Source organism: Ralstonia pickettii (assembly GCF_001699815.1).
Lineage (GTDB): Bacteria > Pseudomonadota > Gammaproteobacteria > Burkholderiales > Burkholderiaceae > Ralstonia > Ralstonia thomasii.
The window spans coordinates 262966-279766 of sequence record NZ_MCGB01000057.1 but is presented as its reverse complement, the minus strand read 5'-3'; the positions used below and the strand labels follow the sequence as shown (position 1 = coordinate 279766).

16 protein-coding genes are annotated in these 16801 nt (G+C 61.4%); all 16 read left to right on the top strand.

Annotation, left to right across the window (positions count from 1 at the left end; genetic code table 11):
• The first annotated feature begins 9 nt into the window (after positions 1–9).
• The 16 genes from nuoG to urtA all read left to right on the top strand — a co-directional run bounded on the left by nuoG (position 10) and on the right by urtA (position 16724).
• The gene (nuoG, locus tag BEK68_RS09195; RefSeq protein ID WP_012436064.1) at positions 10–2361 is read left to right on the top strand and encodes an NADH-quinone oxidoreductase subunit NuoG; all 2352 of its coding nucleotides are present in this window, start codon (positions 10–12) and stop codon (positions 2359–2361) included.
• Between the two features lie 8 nt (positions 2362–2369).
• Complete coding sequence (gene nuoH, locus BEK68_RS09190; protein ID WP_012436063.1) at positions 2370–3434, top strand: NADH-quinone oxidoreductase subunit NuoH; 1065 nt, start codon at positions 2370–2372, stop codon at positions 3432–3434.
• A gap of 20 nt (positions 3435–3454) precedes the next feature.
• Positions 3455–3946: an NADH-quinone oxidoreductase subunit NuoI gene (gene nuoI / locus BEK68_RS09185; RefSeq protein ID WP_003261939.1), complete on the top strand. Its 492-nt coding sequence runs from the start codon at positions 3455–3457 to the stop codon at positions 3944–3946.
• Between the two features lie 146 nt (positions 3947–4092).
• On the top strand, positions 4093–4725 hold the full coding sequence (locus tag BEK68_RS09180) for an NADH-quinone oxidoreductase subunit J (RefSeq protein ID WP_004630790.1): 633 nt from the start codon (positions 4093–4095) through the stop codon (positions 4723–4725).
• 17 nt (positions 4726–4742) lie between these two features.
• Positions 4743–5054, top strand: a complete 312-nt coding sequence (nuoK, locus tag BEK68_RS09175) for an NADH-quinone oxidoreductase subunit NuoK (RefSeq protein ID WP_004630788.1) — start codon at positions 4743–4745, stop codon at positions 5052–5054.
• A gap of 29 nt (positions 5055–5083) precedes the next feature.
• Complete coding sequence (gene nuoL / locus BEK68_RS09170; protein WP_012436062.1) at positions 5084–7144, top strand: NADH-quinone oxidoreductase subunit L; 2061 nt, start codon at positions 5084–5086, stop codon at positions 7142–7144.
• 12 nt (positions 7145–7156) lie between these two features.
• Positions 7157–8623, top strand: coding sequence for an NADH-quinone oxidoreductase subunit M (locus tag BEK68_RS09165; protein ID WP_004630785.1), 1467 nt, complete (start codon positions 7157–7159; stop codon positions 8621–8623).
• Between the two features lie 16 nt (positions 8624–8639).
• Positions 8640–10115, top strand: a complete 1476-nt coding sequence (gene nuoN / locus BEK68_RS09160; protein ID WP_004630783.1) for an NADH-quinone oxidoreductase subunit NuoN — start codon at positions 8640–8642, stop codon at positions 10113–10115.
• Between the two features lie 13 nt (positions 10116–10128).
• The gene (locus BEK68_RS09155; protein ID WP_012436061.1) at positions 10129–10443 is read left to right on the top strand and encodes a DUF2818 family protein; all 315 of its coding nucleotides are present in this window, start codon (positions 10129–10131) and stop codon (positions 10441–10443) included.
• A 44-nt stretch (positions 10444–10487) separates the two neighbouring features.
• Positions 10488–11099, top strand: coding sequence for an NUDIX domain-containing protein (locus tag BEK68_RS09150; RefSeq protein WP_004630779.1), 612 nt, complete (start codon positions 10488–10490; stop codon positions 11097–11099).
• A gap of 137 nt (positions 11100–11236) precedes the next feature.
• A complete protein-coding gene (locus BEK68_RS09145; RefSeq protein WP_004630778.1) occupies positions 11237–11698 on the top strand; it encodes a DUF1178 family protein in 462 nt (153 codons plus the stop codon).
• An 84-nt stretch (positions 11699–11782) separates the two neighbouring features.
• Positions 11783–12979, top strand: coding sequence for an acyl-CoA dehydrogenase family protein (locus tag BEK68_RS09140; RefSeq protein ID WP_004630775.1), 1197 nt, complete (start codon positions 11783–11785; stop codon positions 12977–12979).
• Between the two features lie 35 nt (positions 12980–13014).
• On the top strand, positions 13015–14145 hold the full coding sequence (locus BEK68_RS09135; RefSeq protein ID WP_012436060.1) for an acyl-CoA dehydrogenase family protein: 1131 nt from the start codon (positions 13015–13017) through the stop codon (positions 14143–14145).
• Positions 14146–14201: 56 nt separating this feature from the next.
• Complete coding sequence (locus BEK68_RS09130) at positions 14202–14687, top strand: MaoC family dehydratase (protein WP_012436059.1); 486 nt, start codon at positions 14202–14204, stop codon at positions 14685–14687.
• A gap of 37 nt (positions 14688–14724) precedes the next feature.
• The gene (locus BEK68_RS09125; protein ID WP_004630769.1) at positions 14725–15204 is read left to right on the top strand and encodes a MaoC family dehydratase; all 480 of its coding nucleotides are present in this window, start codon (positions 14725–14727) and stop codon (positions 15202–15204) included.
• Between the two features lie 263 nt (positions 15205–15467).
• Positions 15468–16724 carry an urea ABC transporter substrate-binding protein gene (urtA, locus tag BEK68_RS09120; RefSeq protein ID WP_004630766.1) on the top strand — a complete coding sequence of 419 codons (1257 nt, stop codon included), beginning with the start codon at positions 15468–15470 and terminating at the stop codon, positions 16722–16724.
• Positions 16725–16801: the final 77 nt, after the last annotated feature.

Here is a 16801-nt window from a genome sequence, read left to right as displayed (position 1 = left end):
TGGCAGAACATGGTTGAAATCGAAATCGATGGCAAGAAGGTCGAGGTTGCCGAAGGCAGCCTGGTGATGGAGGCGGCTCGCCAGACGGGCACCTACATTCCTCACTTCTGCTATCACCGCAAACTGTCGGTCGCGGCCAACTGCCGGATGTGCCTGGTCGAGGTCGAGAAGGCGCCCAAGGCGCTGCCGGCCTGCGCCACGCCCGTCACCGCGGGCATGAAGGTCTTCACAAATTCCGAGAAGGCAGTGAAGGCGCAGAAGTCCGTGATGGAGTTCCTGCTGATCAACCACCCGCTGGATTGCCCGATCTGTGACCAGGGCGGCGAGTGCCAGTTGCAGGACTTGGCCGTGGGCTACGGCAAGTCTGAATCGCGCTACCAGGAAGAGAAGCGTGTGGTGTTCCACAAGAATGTGGGCCCGCTGATCTCTATGGAAGAAATGACGCGCTGCATTCACTGTACGCGCTGCGTCCGTTTCGGCCAGGAAATTGCCGGCGTGATGGAACTGGGCATGCTCAACCGCGGCGAGCATTCCGAGATCACGACGTTCGTCGGTCAGACCGTTGACTCCGAGTTGTCGGGCAACATGATCGACCTGTGCCCCGTTGGTGCGCTGACCAGCAAGCCGTTCCGCTATTCGGCCCGTACGTGGGAACTGGCACGCCGCAAGTCGGTGTCGCCGCACGATGGCCTGGGCGCCAACGTGATCGTCCAGACGAAGAATCAGCGTGTGATGCGCGTTCTGCCGCTGGACAACGAAGCCATCAACGAATGCTGGCTGTCCGATAAGGACCGTTTCGCCTATGAAGGCGTGAATAGCGACGACCGCCTGACCCAGCCGATGCTCAAGCAAGGCGGTCAGTGGAAGGCGGTCGACTGGACCACCGCGCTGGAATACGTGGCCAACGGCCTCAACGAAATCAAGCGTGATCACGGCGCAGAGCAGATTGGTGCATTGGCCAGCCCGCACAGCACGCTGGAAGAGCTGTTCCTGTTGCAAAAACTGGTGCGCGGCATTGGCAGCGACAACGTCGACTTCCGTCTGCGTCAGTCCGATTTCTCGGTCAAGCCGACGGGCGCTCCGTGGCTCGGCATGCCGATCGCCGACGTGTCGCTGCTGCAGCGTACGCTGGTCGTAGGCTCTTTCCTGCGCAAGGATCACCCGCTGCTGGCCGCGCGTCTGCGTCAGGCAGGCAAGAAGGGTGCGCAACTGAGCGTGATCGGCGCAGGTGGCGAAGATTTGCTGATGCCTGCTACGCAGTTGCTGGGCGCGCCGTCGCAATGGCTGTCGCTGCTGTCGCAAGTTGCGGTGGCGGTGGCGGCTGCCAACAACGTTGCCCGCCCGGGTGGCACCGATAGCATCGAAGCCGGTGACGTTGCCAAGCGCATCGCTGCGAGCCTTGCGTCGGGAGAGCGTAAGGCTGTGTTCCTCGGTAACGCTGCTGTGGCGCATCCGCAGTTCTCGCAACTGCATGCGCTGGCCCAGTGGGTGGCGCAGCAGACCGGCGCGACGCTGGGTTTCCTGACGGAAGCGGCCAACACCGTGGGCGGCTACGTTGCCGGTGCGTTGCCGCAAGGCAATGGTCTGGACGCCGCCGCCATGCTGGCGCAACCGCGTCGTGCTTACGTGCTGCTGGGTGCCGAGCCGGAATTCGATACCGCGAACCCTGGGCAGGCCCGTGCGGCACTGGACCAGGCTGACACGGTGATCGTGCTGGCGCCGTTTGCCTCCCGCGCTGCACTCGAGTACGCCGACGTGCTGCTGCCGACGGCGCCGTTCACGGAAACCTCGGGCACCTTTGTGAACTGCGAAGGTCTGCCGCAAAGCTTCAACGGCGTTGTGCGCAGCCTGGGCGATTCGCGTCCGGCGTGGAAGGTCCTGCGCGTGCTGGGCAACCTGCTGAACGTGTCGGGCTTCGAATACGACAGCTCCGAAGTGGTGCGCGACGAAGTACTGGCCAAGCCGGTCACCGCCCGTTTGTCGAACACGACGACGGCGCTGACCGCTGCTCCGGCCGCCGCCGCAGCAGGCCTCGAACGTCTGGCCGATGTGCCGATCTACCACGCTGATCCGATCGTGCGCCGCGCTGGTTCTCTGCAACTGACGGCTGCGGCACGCGCGGCCGTGCGCGCTGGCGTGCCGGCCGATCTCTACGCACAACTGGGCTTGGCCAATGGTGACGCCGTGCGCGTGACGCAAGGGCAGCGCAGCGTGGTGCTGCCGGCCGTGCTGGACAAGTCGCTGGCTTCCGGCGTGATCCGTGTGCCCGCCGCTACCGAGGCGTCGGCTCAGCTGGGTGCCATGTTCGGGGCGGTAAGCGTTGAGAAGGTTGAATCGTCCGCGCTGGCGGCTACGGTGTAAGGGTCAACATGATCGAGTCGATTACTTCTTTCGGTACCGCCACCTTCGGTGGCTGGTGGCCGCTGGTCTGGACGCTGGTCCGTGCGGTCTGCATCATTCTGCCGCTGCTGCTGTGCGTGGCTTACCTGATCCTGTGGGAGCGCAAGCTCATCGGCTGGATGCACGTGCGTCTGGGCCCGAACCGCGTGGGCCCGATGGGCCTGCTGCAGCCGATTGCCGACGTGCTCAAGCTGCTGCTCAAGGAAGTCATGGTGCCGAGCGCGGTCAGCCGTGGCATGTACATCATCGCGCCGCTGATGGTGCTGATGCCCGCCGTGGCGATCTGGGCGGTGATTCCGTTCCAGGCCGAGGCGATGGTGTCGAACATCAACGCTGGCCTGCTGTACGTGATGGCGATCAGCTCGGTGGGCGTATACGGCGTGATTCTGGCGGGCTGGGCTTCGAACTCGAAGTACGCGTTCCTGGGTGCGATGCGTGCTTCGGCACAAATGATTTCGTACGAAATCGCCATGGGCTTCGCGCTCGTGACCGTGCTGATGGTAACGGGCAGCCTGAACCTGTCGGACATCGTCAACTCGCAGAACCGCGGTTTCTTTGCAGGTCACGGTATCAACATCCTGTCGTGGAACTGGCTGCCGCTGCTGCCGATGTTCGGCGTCTACTTCATCTCGGGTGTAGCTGAAACGAACCGCCATCCGTTTGACGTGGTGGAAGGTGAATCCGAAATCGTGGCCGGCCACATGATCGAATACTCGGGCATGGCGTTCGCGCTGTTCTTCCTGGCCGAGTACATCAACATGATCGTGATCTCGGCGCTGACGGCGACGCTGTTCCTGGGCGGCTGGGCTTCGCCGATCGACGCACCGGTCCTCAACTGGATTCCGGGCTTCTTCTGGCTGCTGATCAAGGTTTTCCTGCTGCTGTCGGTCTTCATCTGGCTGCGTGCATCGTTCCCGCGTTATCGCTATGACCAGATCATGCGTCTGGGCTGGAAGATCTTCATTCCGCTCACTGTGGGCTGGCTTGTCGTCGTCGCCATCTGGTTGGTGTCGCCGTGGAACATCTGGAAGTAACGGGACAATAGGAAGGCACCATGTTGCTTGCCATCAAGGAATTCTTTAACAGCCTGCTCCTGAAGGAACTCTTCAAGGGGCTGGCTCTGACCGGGCGCTATCTGTTTGCGCGCAAGATCACTGTTCTCTTTCCGGAAGAGAAGACGCCGCTGTCGCCGCGCTTCCGCGGCCTGCATGCACTGCGTCGCTATCCGAATGGCGAAGAACGCTGCATCGCTTGCAAGCTGTGTGAAGCCGTGTGCCCGGCCCTGGCCATCACGATCGAATCGGATCAGCGCGACGACGGCACTCGCCGCACCACGCGCTACGACATCGACCTGACCAAGTGTATTTTCTGCGGCTTCTGTGAAGAGGCTTGCCCGGTGGACGCCATCGTCGAGACGCACATCCTGGAATACCACGGTGAAAAGCGCGGCGACCTGTATTTCACCAAAGACATGCTGCTGGCCGTGGGTGATCGCTTCGAGCCGGAAATTGCGGCCAACAAGGCGGCCGACGCGAAGTACCGCTGAGTCAGGACGTCCGCCGTGCAGTTGGCGGGCGGTGCAGTTGACATCCCGGTTGGACAACGGCTCCTCGAGAGCCAACCAGTTGCGGTGGCGTCACGCCATCGCGGCTTTGGATAAGCGCGTGCCGCAAAACGGCCCGTGCCAGGATCATGGAAATCACGACGATCATCTTCTACTGTTTCGCGCTCGTGCTGGTGCTCGCAGCGCTGAAGGTCATCACCGCGAAGAACCCGGTGCACGCGGCGCTGTTCCTCGTGCTCTCGTTCTTCACCGCGGCGGCGATCTGGATGCTGCTCAAGGCGGAGTTTCTCGCCATCACGCTGGTGCTGGTCTACGTTGGGGCAGTGATGGTGCTGTTCCTGTTCGTGGTGATGATGATCGATATCGACATCGAACACCTGCGACGCGATTTCTGGACCTACGTACCGATGGCAGCCTTCGTGGGCGTGGTCATCATCCTGGAAATGGCTGTCGTGCTGACCAAGACCTTCATGGGGCGCGTACAGCCCGTGCAGGAGCTGCCGAAGGGCTTCACCGGCCCGAACACACAGGCGCTCGGGAAGCTCATCTATACCGATTACATCTACGCCTTTGAAGTGGCTGGCGCGGTGCTGCTGCTGGCGATTGTCGCGGCCGTGGCTCTGACCGCTCGCCGCCGCAAGGACACCAAGGCACAGAACGTGTCTGATCAAATCCGCGTGAAGCGCAAGGACCGCGTGCGTCTGGTCTCGATGCCGGCGGAAAAATCGGCTGGCGCAGCTTCGGCTGAATCCAACAGCTGAGCCCCGGGAGAACCCATATGTCTTCGCTATCCCTTGCCCATTACCTCGTGCTCGGCGCGGTGCTGTTTGCCATCAGCATCGTCGGCATCTTCCTGAACCGCAAGAACGTCATCGTGCTGCTGATGGCGATCGAACTGATGCTGCTGGCGGTCAACCTGAACTTCGTCGCGTTCTCCCATTACCTGGGCGATCTGGCGGGGCAGGTGTTCGTGTTTTTCATCCTGACGGTGGCCGCGGCGGAATCCGCGATCGGTCTCGCCATCCTGGTGGTGCTGTTCCGTAATCTGGACACCATCAACGTCGACGATCTGGACAGCCTCAAGGGCTGACCTCCGCATCCACCTAAAAGAAGCGTTCCATGGCTACCACGCTCAATCCCAACCTGCTGCTGGCGATCCCGCTCGCGCCGCTGGCCGGCGCGGCGATCGCCGGGCTGTTCGGCACCAAGTTCTTTGGCGAGAAGATCGGCCGCACGGCATCCCACAGCGTCACCATCCTCGGTGTCGCGATCGCCTTCATTCTGTCAGCGCTGACGCTGTCCGACGTCATCAATGGCGCCGGTTACAACGGCACCGTCTATGGATGGATGACGGTTGGCTCGCTGAAGATGGAAATCGGCTTCCTCATCGATTCGCTCACGGCGATGATGATGTGCGTGGTGACCTTCGTCTCGCTGATGGTGCATATCTACACCATTGGCTACATGGCGGAAGACGACGGCTATAACCGTTTCTTCGCGTACATCTCGCTGTTCACCTTTTCGATGTTGATGCTCGTGATGAGCAACAATTTCCTGCAGCTGTTCTTCGGCTGGGAGGCGGTGGGTTTGGTGTCGTACCTGCTGATCGGCTTCTGGTTCAAGCGTCCGACGGCCATCTACGCCAACATGAAAGCGTTCCTGGTCAACCGCGTGGGTGACTTCGGCTTCGTGCTCGGTATCGGCCTGTTGCTGGCGTACAGCGGTAGCCTGAGCTACGCCGATGTGTTCGCTGCCCGCGACAACCTGGCCACGATTGGCTTCCCGGGTACTGACTGGCACATGCTGACGGTCGCTTGTATCTGCTTGTTTATCGGCGCGATGGGTAAATCGGCGCAGTTCCCGCTGCACGTGTGGCTGCCGGACTCGATGGAAGGCCCGACCCCGATCTCCGCACTGATTCACGCGGCCACCATGGTGACCGCCGGTATCTTCATGGTCGCGCGCATGTCGCCGCTGTTCGAACTGTCGGACACCGCGCTGTCGTTCGTGCTGATCATCGGCGCCATTACCGCGCTGTTCATGGGCTTCCTGGGCATCATCCAGACCGATATCAAGCGTGTGGTGGCGTACTCGACGCTGTCTCAACTCGGTTACATGACCGTCGCGCTGGGCGCGTCGGCTTACCAAGTCGCGGTGTTCCACCTGATGACGCACGCGTTCTTCAAGGCGCTGCTGTTCCTCGGCGCGGGCTCGGTCATCATCGGCATGCACCACGATCAGGACATGCGCAACATGGGCGGCTTGCGCAAGTACATGCCGGTCACGTGGCTGACATCGCTGGTGGGGTCGCTGGCGCTGATTGGCACGCCGTTCTTTGCAGGTTTCTACTCGAAGGACTCGATCATCGAAGCGGTGCGCGAATCGCACCTGCCGGGCGCCAGCTTTGCCTACTGGGCTGTGCTGGCTGGCGTGTTCGTGACCGCGTTCTACTCGTTCCGCATGTATTTCCTGGTGTTCCACGGTGAAGAGCGTTTCGGCAAGGAACACTCGCATCACGAAGGCAATCACGTGGACGAAGAGGAAACCGCTGACCATCACCACGGCCTGGCTCCGGGTCAGAAGCCGCACGAGTCGCCGTGGGTGGTGACGGTCCCCCTGGTGCTGCTCGCGATTCCTTCGGTCATCATCGGTGCGATGGCAATCCAGCCGATGCTGTTCGGCGAGTTCTTCAAGCACGGTGTTGTGTTCTCGGAGGTCATCTTCAATGCTGACAACCACGAAGCAATGAAGGTGCTGGCCGAAGACTTCCACGGTTGGGTCGAGATGGCGCTGCACGGCTTTACGTCGGCACCGTTCATCCTGCTGCTGGCGGGTGTGGTGCTGTCGTGGTTCTTCTACTTGAAGCGCCCGGATATTCCGGCAGCAATCGCCAAGCGGTTCTCCGGCGTCTACAAGCTGCTGGACAACAAGTACTACATGGACAAGATCAACGAGATCGTCTTTGCCAACGGTGCGGTCAAGTTTGGCCGTGGCCTGTGGAAGGGCGGCGATCAAGGTGTGATCGACGGTGTTGTCGTCAACGGCAGCGCGCGTCTGGTGGGCTGGTTCGCGACCGTCGTGCGCCTGCTCCAGTCCGGCTTCATCTATGACTATGCGTTCGCGATGATCATCGGCACGGTTGGGCTGCTGACGTATTTCGTGTTTCTGGCAGGCAAATAAGGGATTACAAAAATGGTTCTGTCTTTTGCGATCTGGCTGCCGATCTTCTTCGGCGTGCTGGTGCTGGCCTCGGGCTCAGACCGCAATCCCGGTTATGTCCGCTGGATGTCGCTGATCGGCTCCGTAATCAGCTTCGTGATGACGCTCCCGCTCATCACGCGTTTCGACAAGACGACGGCTGCGATGCAGTTCGTTGAGAAATCGTCGTGGATCGAGCGCTTCCACATCAGCTACTACCTTGGAGTCGACGGCATTTCGATGTGGTTCGTGGTGCTGACCGCGTTCATCACCGTCATCGTCGTCATTGCCGCCTGGGAAGTCATCACCGAGCGCGTGGCGCAATACATGGCCGCGTTCCTGATCCTGTCCGGTCTGATGATCGGCGTGTTTGCGTCGCTCGACGGTCTGCTGTTCTACGTGTTCTTCGAAGCCACGCTGATCCCGATGTACATCATCATCGGTGTGTGGGGCGGCCCGAACCGCGTCTACGCGGCATTCAAGTTCTTCCTGTACACGCTGCTTGGTTCGTTGCTGACGCTGGTTGCGCTGTTGTATCTGTATTTCCACAGCGGCACGTTCGAAATCCTGCAGTGGCATCAGGTCAAGCTGTCGATGAACGAGCAGGTCCTGATCTTCCTCGCGTTTTTCATGGCCTTTGCCGTGAAAGTGCCGATGTGGCCGGTGCACACCTGGCTGCCGGACGCCCACGTGGAAGCCCCGACCGGCGGCTCCGTTGTGCTGGCTGCCATCATGCTGAAGCTGGGCGCCTACGGTTTCCTGCGGTTCTCCCTGCCGATCGCGCCGGACGCCAGCCACAGCCTGTCCGCGTTCATCATCGCGATCTCGCTGGTTGCCGTGATCTACATCGGTCTGGTGGCGCTGGTGCAGGCCGACATGAAGAAGCTGGTCGCGTATTCGTCGATCGCGCACATGGGCTTCGTCACGCTGGGCTTCTTCATCTTCAACGAGATCGGTGTGGAGGGCGGTATCGTCCAGATGATCTCGCACGGCTTCATCTCAGGCGCAATGTTCCTGTGTATTGGCGTGTTGTATGACCGCGTGCATTCGCGTCAGATTGCCGATTACGGCGGTGTGGTGAACACGATGCCGAAGTTTGCGGCGCTGTCGGTCTTCTTTGCGATGGCCAACTGCGGCCTGCCGGCAACCTCCGGTTTCGTCGGCGAATTCATGGTGATCCTGGGTTCCGTCAAGTTCAACTTCTGGATTGGCTTGTTGGCCGCCACGGCGCTGATCTTTGGCGCAGCGTATTCGCTGTGGATGGTCAAGCGCGTGATCTTCGGTGATGTGACGCACAAGCATGTGGCCGAGCTGAAGGACCTGAATTGCCGCGAGTTCTTCATGCTGGGCGTGCTCGCGATCGCCACCCTGTACATGGGCCTGTATCCGAAGCCCTTCACCGATGTCATGCATGCGTCCGTGGTCAATCTGCTGACCCACGTGGCTCAGTCGAAGCTGTAAGCAGCGAGAAGAAACTATGCAATCGTCCTCCTCTATTGCGGCTTTTGCCCCAATCGTTTTTCTCGCGCTGGGCATTGGTGCCGTCAACTGGATTGACTTGGCACGCGGCCAGAAACGAAGCAGCGTGGCCTATCCGGTTTCGTTGGTGATTACGCTGGTGCTGGCGGTGTGGTTTGCGCTGAACGCTGCGAACGGTGAGACGCACTACGTCTTCGGCAACATGGCGGTGATCGATCCGATGGCCAACGTGCTGGCGTCGTTCTGTGCGCTGACGCTGTTTGCCACGCTGGTGTACACGCGCCGCTATCTGGCCGACCGTGACATGTATGCGGGTGAGTTCTACATGTTCGCCCTGTTCACACTGGGCGGCCAGGTGGTGATGATCACCGGCAACAACTTCCTCGTGCTCTATCTGGGCCTTGAATTGTTGTCGCTGGCGTCGTACACACTGGTTGCGCTGCGTCGCCGTTCGAACGTGTCGTCCGAATCGGCCATGAAGTATTTCATCCTGGGTGCGCTGGCCTCGGGCCTGCTGCTGTATGGCATGTCGATGCTGTATGGCGCCACCGGCTCGCTGGAACTGGGCAAGGTGTTTGACGCCATCAAGAACGGCGAGATCAACAAGACGATTCTCGTGTTCGGCGTAGTGTTCATCGTTGCCGGGCTCGGCTTCAAGCTGGGTGTGGCACCGTTCCACATGTGGGTGCCGGACGTGTACCAAGGCTCGCCGACGGCCGTGACGTTGCTGATTGCCGGCGCCCCGAAGGTTGCTGCGTTCGCGATGACGCTGCGCATTCTGGTTGAAGGCCTGCTGCCGCTGGCGTTCGACTGGCAGAACATGCTGATTGTGCTGGCCGTTGTGTCGCTGGCCATCGGCAATATCACCGGCGTTGTGCAAACCAACTTCAAGCGTCTGCTGGGCTACTCGACCGTCTCGCATATGGGCTTCCTGCTGCTGGGCCTCGTGTCGGGCGTCAGTTCCGGCAAGCCGGATCTGACGGCACAGGCCTACAGTGCGTCGATGTTCTACGCCATCACCTACGTACTGACTGCGCTGGGCGCGTTCGGCATCATCCTGCTGCTGGCGCGCAAAGGCTACGAGGCGGAAGAGATTGCCGACCTCAAGGGCTTGTCGAAGAAGAGCCCGTGGTTTGCCCTGCTGATGCTGTTCATCATGATGTCGCTGGCAGGCCTGCCGCCGACGGTTGGCTTCTACGCCAAGCTGTCGGTCCTGGGTGCGGTGGTCGATGCCGGTATGCCGTGGCTGGCCGTTGTGGCGGTGCTGTTTTCGTTGGTGGGTGCGTTCTACTACCTGCGTGTCATCAAGGTCATGTACTTCGATGTGCCGGCTGACGAAGGCCCCGTTGAAGCCTCCTTCGGCCTGCGCTCGCTGCTGTCGGTCAATGGCTTGCTGGTGCTGTTGCTGGGTATCTTCCCGGCTGGCCTGATGGCCGTGTGCTATCAGGCCATCCGCCTGACGCTGGCTTCGTAAAACGCGGAGCGCCATGAACACATCGACGGGCGGTCTATTTGTCATCGTGTTGGCACTGATTTGTGCCAACCTGCCGTTCGTCAATCAACGCGTGCTGGCGCTGGTGCCGGCACGCTGGCCGCGCAAGCCGTTCTGGCTGCGCGGCGCCGAGCTGGTTGCCATGTATGTTGTGGTGGGGCTCATCGGCTTCGGTATCGAATCGAGCCAGGGTAATGCGTTTCCCCAGGGTTGGCAGTTCTACGCGATCACCGCTTGCCTGATGCTGGTGTTCGCGTTTCCGGGCTTTACGTGGCAATACCTGGTTCGCCATCCCCGCGATTCCCGTTAATTCCCGCCGGGCAGGTTCCCGCTGTCTCGGCATGAGAGAGCGCCATGTCCGATCACACCCCTCTGAACGAAGCCCCTGATGCGACGCAGGACCCCGACGCCGGTCTGCGCGAGACGCAAGTTGCATCCGCGCTGATGCACCAGGGTAAATTTCTCACGCTCAAGCACGACATCGTCCGCCTGCCGGACGGCCGCAACGCCAGCCGCGAATATCTCATCCACCCAGGCGCGGTAATGATGATCCCGTTGTTCGACGACGGTACGGTGCTGATGGAGCGTCAGTTCCGCTACCCGGTTGGCAAGGTGATGATTGAATTCCCCGCCGGCAAGCTGGATCCGCAGGAAGGCGCGCTCACATGCGGCAAGCGCGAACTGCGCGAGGAAACCGGCTACACGGCCGAGCGCTGGGAGTACCTCACGCGCATTCACCCCGTCATTTCGTATTCCACCGAGTTCATCGACATCTATCTCGCGCGCGATCTCAAGCAGGGCGCGGCAATGCTGGATGAAGGCGAATTTCTCGAGACCTTCGTCACGCCGGCCGGCCAACTGATCGATTGGGTGCGCGAAGGCAAGATTTCCGACGTGAAGACCATCATCGGCACGTTCTGGCTCGAGAAGATTCTGTCCGGAGCATGGACGCCAGGTGCCGTCTGAGCCGCTTGTGATCCTCGCTTGATCAGACCGTTTTCCTATTGCCGCTATCATGGCGAACGGTCGTGCGAAAAAATTAGCACGACCGTTCACAAATTTTCGAATCGGGGATACACTCGTCCCCATGCGCTGGACCGATCATGAAAGTGCTGGACCTCCGTTGTGCCAATGACCACCGCTTCGAAGGCTGGTTCGGCTCCGATGCCGACTTGCAATCGCAGCAAAAGCGCGGGCTATTGACGTGCCCAGTTTGCGGTCACAACGAGGTTGAGCGCTTGCCGAGTGCGCCGCGCCTGAACCTGTCGTCGTCTCGTGCGGAGACCGCCCAGAAGGGCGGGGCCGGCAAGGCGGTCGAGGGCGAGGGCGGTTCGCCCGCAGCCCTGCAACAGCTCTACCTGAAAGCCGTGCGCCATGTCCTTGCCAATACCGAGGACGTCGGCGAGCGGTTTGCAGAAGAGGCGCGCCGCATGCATTACAACGAGGCGCCGGAGCGGGGCATTCGCGGGACGACATCTCGGGAGGAAGCGCAGGAACTGGCGGAGGAAGGCATCGACGTGATGCCGCTGCTGGTGCCCGACGCGCTCAAGCAGCCCGTGCACTAGCAGCCCCGATTCAGGTCCGCGCCGGTCCGACAGAACGTTCTCCACCGATTTGCCACGGTGGGGAGCCAACCACAGGAGACAGGCATGGATCTGAACTACTCGGCGGCCGATGATGCGTTCCGCCAGGAAGTCCGCAGCTGGCTGGAAGCCAATCTGCCCAAGGACATCCAGGACAAGGTGTTGAACCACCGGCGCCTGAACCGCGAAGATTTCGTTCGCTGGCACAAGGCGCTCGCGGGCAAGGGCTGGTCGGTGCCGCATTGGCCGGTCGAGTGGGGCGGTACCGGCTGGTCCCCCATCCAAAAGCACATCTGGGACGAAGAGTGCGCGCGGGTCGGCGCGCCCGGCGTTCTGCCGTTCGGCGTCAGCATGGTCGCGCCCGTCATCATGAAGTACGGCAATGAAGCGCAGAAGCGCTACTTCCTGCCGCGCATCGTTGATTGCACCGATTGGTGGTGCCAGGGCTATTCGGAGCCGGGGTCCGGTTCCGATCTGGCCTCGGTGAAGACGCGTGCCGTGCGCGAAGGCGATCACTACATCGTCAACGGCCAGAAGACGTGGACCACGCTCGGCCAACACGCCGACATGATCTTCTGTCTGGTCCGCACGGATCCGGACGCGAAGAAGCAAGAGGGTATTTCGTTCCTGTTGATCGATATGAAGACGCCAGGAATCACCGTGCGCCCGATCATCATGCTCGACGAAGAGCACGAGGTGAACGAAGTCTTCTTCGACAACGTGAAGGTGCCGGTTCAAAACCTGATCGGTGATGAGAACCGCGGCTGGACGTACGCCAAGTACCTGCTCGGCCACGAGCGCACGGGCATTGCGCGTGTGGGCAATTCCAAGCGCGAACTGGCGTTTCTCAAGCGTGTCGCCCAGCAACACCAGAAGAACGGCAAGCCGCTGCTGCAGGATCCGGTATTCGGTGCCAAGGTAGCCTCGCTGGAAATCGAACTGCTGGCGCTGGAGATGACGGTGCTGCGTGTGGTGTCGAGCGAGAACGCCGGCAAGGGCCCGGGCCCCGAGGCGTCGCTGCTCAAGATCAAGGGCACGCAGATCCAGCAGATGCTGACCGAGTTGATGGTCGAGGCCGCGGGGCCGTACGCCCAGCCGTTCGATCCGAGCTACCTCGAAGGCGACACCTTGCAGGCCGTGACGGGCGACAACGACGCCGCACCGCTCGCGCCGTACTACTTCAACTATCGCAAGACCTCGATCTACGGCGGGTCGAACGAGATCCAGCGCAACATCATCTCGCAGATGATCCTTGGCGTCTGACCAGAACGGCGACAGAACACATAGCGGAGACAAACATGGATTTCTCGTTCACCGACGAACAGAAGCAACTTGCCGATGCGGTGCGCCGCTTCATTGAGAAGGATTACGGCTTTGAAGCGCGCAACAAGGTGGTGTATTCGCCGGAAGGTGTGTCGCAGAGCCATTGGGATGCACTGGCAGAACTGGGCCTGACCGCGCTGCCAGTGCCCGAAGCACAAGGCGGTTTTGACGGCCGTGCGATGGACTTGCTGGTGGTGATGCAGGAACTGGGCCGCGGCCTGGTCGTGGAGCCGTATCAGGCCACCGTGCTGGGTGCCCAGGCGCTGAAGCTCGCGGGCGGCCAGGAAGGGTTGCTGGAAGAAGTCGCTGGCGGCGCCGTGAAGCTGGCCATTGCCTTTGGCGAGCGCCAATCGCGTTACGAGCTTTTCAATGTCACCACGCGTGCTGCGCAGCAGGGCAGCGGCTGGACGCTCACCGGCGAGAAGGCGGTTGTGGTGCATGGCGCGCAGGCAGACAAGCTGATCGTCTCGGCGCGCACGGGCGGCGAAGCGCGTGATACGTCGGGCCTGTCGCTGTTCGTGGTCGACCGTGATGCCGCCGGCGTGACGGTCAAGGATTACCGCACGATCGACAACCTGCACGCTGCGGATATCCGCTTCGACAACGCGCCGGCAACGCTGCTGGGCAAGGCCGGCGAAGCGTGGGAGACCATCGACGCCGTAGCCGATCTTGGCTGCGTGCTGTTGTGCGCAGAAGCGATCGGCCTGATCGATGCGCTGAACGCCGCAACGCTGGAGTACACCAAGACCCGCCAGCAGTTTGGCGTGCCCATCGCGCGCTTCCAGGCGCTGCAGCATCGCATGGTCGACATGTTCATCCATGGCGAGCAGGCGCGTTCGATCACGTATCTTGCCGCTGCGCATTTTGAAGATGGCGATGTCGAGGCGCGCCGCCGCTATGTGTCTGCTGCCAAGGCACGTGTCGGCCAGGCGGCGCGTGACGTTGGCCAGGAAGCGGTGCAACTGCACGGCGGCATGGGCGTGACGAACGAACTGCCCGCCGCGCACATGTTCAAGCGGCTGACGATGATCAACACGACGCTGGGCGACGTGGATCATCACCTCGCACGCTTCACATCGCTGCCCGGCTTCCAGCAGGCGGCGTAACGGCAAACCTGAACGCCCCGCATTCGTGCGGGGCGTTGTCATTTGGAGGAGACGACATGGCAGAGAACGAAAGGGCAGAGGCCACACGATCGTACGAGTTCTACTTCGACGATTTTGAAGTCGGGCGCACGCTGCAGATGGGTTCCTACACCGTCACCGAAGACGAGATTCTGACCTTCGCGCGGCAGTACGATCCGCAGCCATTCCACATCGATGCAGAGGCCGCCAAGCACAGCATCTACGGCGGCATTATTTCGAGCGGCTGGATGACCTGCTCGATCATGATGCGGCTGATGGTCACCGGCTTCCTCGGCAAGGCAGCCAGCATGGGTTCCCCAGGCGTGGATGAAATCCGCTGGATGAAGCCGGTGTATCCGGGCGATACGCTGTCGGTGTCGAGCACCTGCATGGAAGTGCGTCCGTCGCAGTCAAAGCCGGACCGCGGCGTGGCCGTCAACCGCTGGGAGGCTCGCAACCAGCGCGGAGAACTTGTGTGCACGGTCACGGGCATGGGCTTGTTTGGCCGCCGCCCGAAGGCTTGATGACACGTCATCGCATCACAACAAGGAGACAACGCAGATGCGCATCATCGAATCGCTCGACGAGCTGAAAGGTTTGATCGGCCAGGAAGTTGCCGTGAGTGACTGGACCGAGATCACGCAGCAACAGGTGAACCTCTTTGCCGAGGCCACGGGCGATCACCAGTGGATTCACGTGGACGTGGAGCGCGCCAGGCGCGAGTCGCCGTTTGGCGCACCGGTGGCACACGGTTTTCTGACGCTGTCGCTGCTGCCGATGCTGATGGCCAACGCGATCGAGATGTCCGACGTGAAAATGGGCGTGAACTACGGCCTGAACAAGGTTCGCTTTACGGCGCCCGTGCCGGTGGGCAGCCGTGTACGCGCGCGAGTCAAGCTGTTGGAGATGGAAGCGCTGCCGCCGTTGCCGAATGCACCCACGTTGACCGGCGCGCAGATGACCTGGGCCGTCACCATCGAGCGCGAGGGGCAGGAGCGCCCGGTGTGTGTCGCCGAATCGATTTCGCGCCGCTATTCCTGAGTCTGGCTTTTTTCAAGTTCCCGAGGCCGGCGCGATGCCGGCCTTTCTTTTTGTATCGCCCGTCCTTGCGCTCCGCTTGTCTTGTGCTTGTCTTCCTGCGCCCCAAGCGGGCGCATTCCGACGAACAGATGCGCAGAGTTGGCGCGGTTCCAGCACCGTTTTGGCGCGTATTTCCCTTCGAATGAGCCAAATGCGATGGCACGGTAGTTGCACTTTTGGGCCCCGGGAGTCGTTCTCGCCACCAATAAACCCAAGGAGCCGCAATGAAACGTCGTGAGCTGTTGAAGCTGTCTGCCGTCGCCGCCGCAACGCTGTTGTCCGTGTCAAGCCTCGCGTTTGCTCAGGCAAAAGAACCGATCAAGGTCGGCGTCCTGCATTCGCTGTCGGGCACGATGGCCATCTCCGAGACGTCGCTGAAAGACGTCGCGCTGATGACGATCGACGAGATCAACAAGAGCGGCGGCGTACTGGGCCGCAAGCTGGAACCGGTGGTGGTGGATCCGGCATCGAACTGGCCGCTGTTTGCCGAGAAGGCGCGCGGGCTGCTGACGCAGGACAAGGTGGCGGTGACGTTCGGCTGCTGGACGTCGGTGTCGCGCAAGTCGGTGCTGCCGGTCTATGAAGAGCTGAATGGCCTGCTGTTCTACCCGGTGCAGTACGAAGGCGAAGAGATGTCGAAGAACGTCTTCTACACCGGCGCGGCACCCAACCAGCAGGCCATTCCGGCCGTGGAATACCTGATGAGCAAGGAAGGCGGCGGCGCCAAGCGCTTCTTCCTGCTCGGTACCGATTACGTCTACCCGCGCACGACCAACAAGATCCTGCGTGCGTTCCTGCACAGCAAGGGCGTGAAGGACAGCGACATCGAAGAGGTCTACACGCCGTTCGGCCACTCCGACTATCAGACCATTGTCGCCAACATCAAGAAGTTCGCGCAGGGCGGCAAGACGGCCGTGGTGTCGACCATCAACGGCGACTCTAACGTGCCGTTCTACAAGGAACTCGGCAACGCGGGCCTGAAGGCCAAGGACGTACCGGTGGTGGCCTTCTCGGTGGGTGAAGAAGAACTGCGCGGCATCGACACCAAGCCCCTGGTGGGCCATCTGGCCGCATGGAACTACTTCATGTCGGTCAAGAACCCGGTCAACGACGACTTCAAGAAGAAGTGGGCTGCATGGGTCAAGGCCAACAACCTGCCCGGCGGCGACAAGCGCGTCACCAACGACCCGATGGAAGCCACCTACGTCGGCATCATGATGTGGAAGCAGGCTGTCGAGAAAGCCGGTTCGACCGACGTGGACAAGGTCCGCAAGGCGATGTACGGCCAGCAGTTCAAGGCACCGTCGGGCTTCACGCTGGTGATGAACAACAACCATCACCTGAGCAAGCCGGTCATGATCGGCGAGGTGCGTGGCGACGGCCAGTTCAACGTCGTGTGGAAGACGCCGACGGTGATCCGCGCCAAGCCGTGGAGCCCGTACATCTCGGGCAACGAGGGCAAGCCTGACGAAGTGAAGTAATCAGGCGGACCGGCGGCGCATACAGCGCGGCCGGTCCTTTGAACGACGCTGCACGACGTGGCGGACGGCCCCAACAC

What these genes read in the sequence shown, in the direction of transcription:
- nuoG (WP_012436064.1), top strand. Translation starts at nt 10, where the DNA reads ATGGTTGAAATCGAAATCGATGGCAAGAAGGTCGAGGTTGCCGAAGGC.
- nuoH (WP_012436063.1), top strand. Translation starts at nt 2,370, where the DNA reads ATGATCGAGTCGATTACTTCTTTCGGTACCGCCACCTTCGGTGGCTGG.
- nuoI (WP_003261939.1), top strand. Translation starts at nt 3,455, where the DNA reads ATGTTGCTTGCCATCAAGGAATTCTTTAACAGCCTGCTCCTGAAGGAA.
- BEK68_RS09180 (WP_004630790.1), top strand. Translation starts at nt 4,093, where the DNA reads ATGGAAATCACGACGATCATCTTCTACTGTTTCGCGCTCGTGCTGGTG.
- nuoK (WP_004630788.1), top strand. Translation starts at nt 4,743, where the DNA reads ATGTCTTCGCTATCCCTTGCCCATTACCTCGTGCTCGGCGCGGTGCTG.
- nuoL (WP_012436062.1), top strand. Translation starts at nt 5,084, where the DNA reads ATGGCTACCACGCTCAATCCCAACCTGCTGCTGGCGATCCCGCTCGCG.
- BEK68_RS09165 (WP_004630785.1), top strand. Translation starts at nt 7,157, where the DNA reads ATGGTTCTGTCTTTTGCGATCTGGCTGCCGATCTTCTTCGGCGTGCTG.
- nuoN (WP_004630783.1), top strand. Translation starts at nt 8,640, where the DNA reads ATGCAATCGTCCTCCTCTATTGCGGCTTTTGCCCCAATCGTTTTTCTC.
- BEK68_RS09155 (WP_012436061.1), top strand. Translation starts at nt 10,129, where the DNA reads ATGAACACATCGACGGGCGGTCTATTTGTCATCGTGTTGGCACTGATT.
- BEK68_RS09150 (WP_004630779.1), top strand. Translation starts at nt 10,488, where the DNA reads ATGTCCGATCACACCCCTCTGAACGAAGCCCCTGATGCGACGCAGGAC.
- BEK68_RS09145 (WP_004630778.1), top strand. Translation starts at nt 11,237, where the DNA reads ATGAAAGTGCTGGACCTCCGTTGTGCCAATGACCACCGCTTCGAAGGC.
- BEK68_RS09140 (WP_004630775.1), top strand. Translation starts at nt 11,783, where the DNA reads ATGGATCTGAACTACTCGGCGGCCGATGATGCGTTCCGCCAGGAAGTC.
- BEK68_RS09135 (WP_012436060.1), top strand. Translation starts at nt 13,015, where the DNA reads ATGGATTTCTCGTTCACCGACGAACAGAAGCAACTTGCCGATGCGGTG.
- BEK68_RS09130 (WP_012436059.1), top strand. Translation starts at nt 14,202, where the DNA reads ATGGCAGAGAACGAAAGGGCAGAGGCCACACGATCGTACGAGTTCTAC.
- BEK68_RS09125 (WP_004630769.1), top strand. Translation starts at nt 14,725, where the DNA reads ATGCGCATCATCGAATCGCTCGACGAGCTGAAAGGTTTGATCGGCCAG.
- urtA (WP_004630766.1), top strand. Translation starts at nt 15,468, where the DNA reads ATGAAACGTCGTGAGCTGTTGAAGCTGTCTGCCGTCGCCGCCGCAACG.